This is a genomic window from Marinobacter sp. UBA2688, from assembly GCF_002352785.1.
GTDB lineage: Bacteria > Pseudomonadota > Gammaproteobacteria > Pseudomonadales > Oleiphilaceae > Marinobacter > Marinobacter salarius.
Map to the genome: position 1 here is coordinate 192,879 of NZ_DELU01000013.1, position 2,555 is coordinate 195,433.

The window sequence follows — 2,555 nt, forward strand, 5'->3', positions numbered from 1 at the left end:
TCGGTGGCTGGCGCGGCAGGGTGTTTCCGTAGCGCCTTTCAAACCCCAGAACATGGCCCTGAACAGTGCGGTTACCGTCGACGGCGGTGAAATAGGCCGTTCCACGGCACTTCAGGCACTGGCCTGCGGGCTCGCCCCGCATAGCGATATGAATCCGGTGTTGCTCAAGCCCCAGAGTGACTGCGGTGCCCAGGTAATCCTGCGAGGCAAGGTTCACGGCAATATGAACGCTCTGGATTACCATGCCTACAAGGCCGAGGCGATGGCCTCGGTGATGGAGGCATGGCGTGACCTGAGTGCCCGCTATGACGTAATCATTGCCGAAGGGGCTGGTAGCCCCGCCGAGATCAACTTGCGTGTGAATGATATTGCCAACATGGGCTTCGCCGAAGCGGCCGATTGCCCAGTGCTCCTCGTCGGCGATATTGACAAGGGTGGTGTATTTGCCCAACTGGTGGGCACGCTTGAACTCATCACCGAGAGCGAACGAGCGCGCACGAAAGGCTTCGTTATCAACCGTTTTCGGGGCGATATTGCCTTGTTGAAGCCAGGCCTGGATTGGCTGGCCGAACGCACTGATAAAGCCGTAGCTGGCGTATTGCCGTATCTGCATGGCTTGGTGATTGACGCAGAAGACAGCGTTGGCACCAGTGGCACCAATGAACCCGATGCACTGAATGTGATCGTCCCGGTGTTACCTCGCATCAGCAATCACAATGACTTTGACCCCCTTCGTCTGCACCCGGGCGTCAACCTCCAATTCATCGGCCCCGACCAGCGGATTCCCCCGGCTGACCTGATCCTGTTACCGGGCAGCAAAAGCACCCGGCATGATCTGCAATGGCTGAGATCCCAGGGCTGGCCTGAGGCTATTCAGAAACACCTCCGTTATGGCGGCAAGGTGTTAGGCATTTGCGGCGGCTTTCAGATGATGGGGCGGTCGGTATCCGACCCGGACGGCCTGGAAGGGGATGCCGGTACCACGCCTGGCCTTGAGTTGCTCAACATGACCACACGAATGGTTGCCGGCAAAACGCTGAAGGACGTTTCCGGAGAGTTAACGCTTGGCAGTGGAAGGCCGGGGTTCACAGGTTATGAGATGCATAACGGTATTTCCTGTGGCCCCGCGCTTGAATGCCCCATGGCGACGCTGAATGGACAGCCTGAAGGCGCAGTGAGTGAGGACGGTCAGATAATTGGAACCTATGTTCACGGCATTTTCGATCAGCCTGAAGCGACCCGTGAGATACTCGAATGGGCGGGCTTGGGAGCTCAGCATCAGGCCGTAGACTACAAGGCACATCGCCTGGAACAGCTGGATCGCCTGGCGGATCTCGTTGAGGAGTGTCTGGACACGGGGTTTCTGAAGCATTTGCTGGGACTCAACCGACGGCATTAGAGGCAAAGAATGACAGACCACAGAACCCACCGGCCAAATCAGAATCGCCCCTTTAGTGATGAAGAAACGAGCGGGCTTTATCGTGCGATCCATGAACGCCGGGATGTGCGCTCGCAGTTTCTTCCTGATCCGATTCCCCCGGATGTCCTTGCCCGACTGCTCGACGCGGCCCACCACGCACCCTCCGTCGGTTTTATGCAGCCGTGGGACTTTCTCGTGATCGATAGCAAGTCAGTGCGCAGCGCAGTGCTTTCCATTTTCGAGGAAGAAAACCGGAAAGCCGCGGAAAATTATGAAGGCGATCGCAATACACAGTATAAGAGTCTGAAGCTCCAGGGCATCCTGGAAAGCCCGATTAATCTATGCATCACCTGTGACCGAAGTCGCGGTGGTAGCCATGTGCTGGGGCGTAACTCGATCGTTGAAACGGATCTTTTCAGTACGTGCCTGGCGGTACAGAACTTTTGGCTGGCAGCAAGGGCTGAAGGGATTGGTGTGGGCTGGGTCAGTATTCTGGATCAGGAAAAGCTGGCGAAGACACTGAAGCTCCCCGAACACGTATACCCGTTGGCCTATCTGTGCCTTGGCTTTGTCAGCGAGTTTCTTGAACAGCCTGAACTACAGAAAAAGGGATGGCGCTCGCGGTTGCCTCTGGCTGATCTTGTGCATGGAAGCACCTGGGGTGAGTCGTTGACGGAACCGGCGTTAGAAGCAGAGATCAGGAAAGGTTAAAGTAGTGGTCAAGACGTTAGGTGAGGTTGCGGAATGAAAGTGGCTGATAAGGTGCGCTCGCCCTGTGTGAGTATTTGCGCCCTTGATGACAACGATATGTGTGTTGGGTGCCATCGCAGTGGTGATGAGATCACGCGATGGTCCCAGATGAGCAATGAAGAGCGCCAGGAAGTGCTGCGCAAAGTGGCCGAGCGTGAAAGCAAATTTTTGATCTAGGTCTTTGACCCCCGATATCAGGAAAGGCAGAAACTTTCATGACTGACACAGTTCGTATTGGTACTCCGCTGAAAGGAAATGCTTTCAGGGTTCTCTTCTGTGGCTCGGGAGAGCTGGGCAAGGAAGTTGTGATTGAACTCCAGCGCTTTGGCGTGGAAGTTATCGCAGTTGACCGTTACGCCAACGCCCCGGCCATGCAGGTGGCCCA

General features: G+C 56.0%; 3 protein-coding genes and 1 pseudogene. All 4 read left to right on the forward strand.

Going from position 1 to position 2,555, the window contains the following annotated elements:
* The coding region (locus tag B3M52_RS08280) for a cobyric acid synthase (protein ID WP_286749391.1) at nucleotides 1-1,399 on the forward strand (1,399 nt) is incomplete at its 5' end.
* Nucleotides 1,400-1,408: 9 nt separating this feature from the next.
* Entirely contained in the window at nucleotides 1,409-2,131 is a 723-nt protein-coding gene (gene bluB / locus B3M52_RS08285) for a 5,6-dimethylbenzimidazole synthase (protein ID WP_075194597.1), read from the forward strand.
* A 33-nt stretch (nucleotides 2,132-2,164) separates the two neighbouring features.
* The gene (locus tag B3M52_RS08290) at nucleotides 2,165-2,347 is read left to right on the forward strand and encodes a DUF1289 domain-containing protein (protein ID WP_007154793.1); all 183 of its coding nucleotides are present in this window, start codon (nucleotides 2,165-2,167) and stop codon (nucleotides 2,345-2,347) included.
* A gap of 38 nt (nucleotides 2,348-2,385) precedes the next feature.
* Nucleotides 2,386-2,555, forward strand: a pseudogene (gene purT / locus B3M52_RS08295) (phosphoribosylglycinamide formyltransferase 2); the annotation flags it as partial.